This window comes from Nocardiopsis mangrovi (genome assembly GCF_042653925.1).
GTDB lineage: Bacteria > Actinomycetota > Actinomycetes > Streptosporangiales > Streptosporangiaceae > Nocardiopsis_B > Nocardiopsis_B mangrovi.
Window position 1 is genome coordinate 1 of record NZ_JBHSFQ010000104.1, and the last position, 580, is coordinate 580.

Here is a 580-nt window from a genome sequence, read left to right on the forward strand (position 1 = left end):
ACCCCGGGTGAGGGTGGCGATCCGGGGAACCCGGATGGCCGGGAAGGCGTCCACAACCCGGACGGCGACGAGGACACCCAGGACGACGGTGACGACGGCCTGCCCCGGGTCACCCCCGTGAACTCCCCCACCGACACCCAAGACCAAGGCAGCGGATGGGACGAGTTCTGGGGCGGGGTCGGCGACGGACTCTCCGACATCGGCGCCGGCATCGGCAACGCCGCCACCGACGCCTGGGACGGCGTCGTCGAGGGGTGGGACGGCCTGGTCGACGGCGCCCAGCGCCTCTGGGACGACCCCGTCCAATGGGGCACCGACACCTGGAACGGCCTGGTCGAAGGCGTCACGGGCACCTGGGACCAGGTCACCACCGACCCCCTCGGATGGGCCGGCGACGTCCTGTTCAGCGAGACCGTCCAGGAGAACTGGAACAACGGCAACCGGCTGGAGGCCGGCTCCCAGGCCGTCGTCGAGAACCTCGTCGCCCTCATCCCCTACTTCGGCTGGGCCAAGAAGGGCGAGCGCATCGCCGACATCGCCGACGGAGGCGGCGACAACCGCGACGGCAACGACAACGACG

General features: G+C 71.2%; 1 pseudogene. It reads left to right on the top strand.

From position 1 onward, the window contains the following. Positions 1-580, top strand: a pseudogene (locus ACFO4E_RS30130) (polymorphic toxin-type HINT domain-containing protein); the annotation flags it as partial.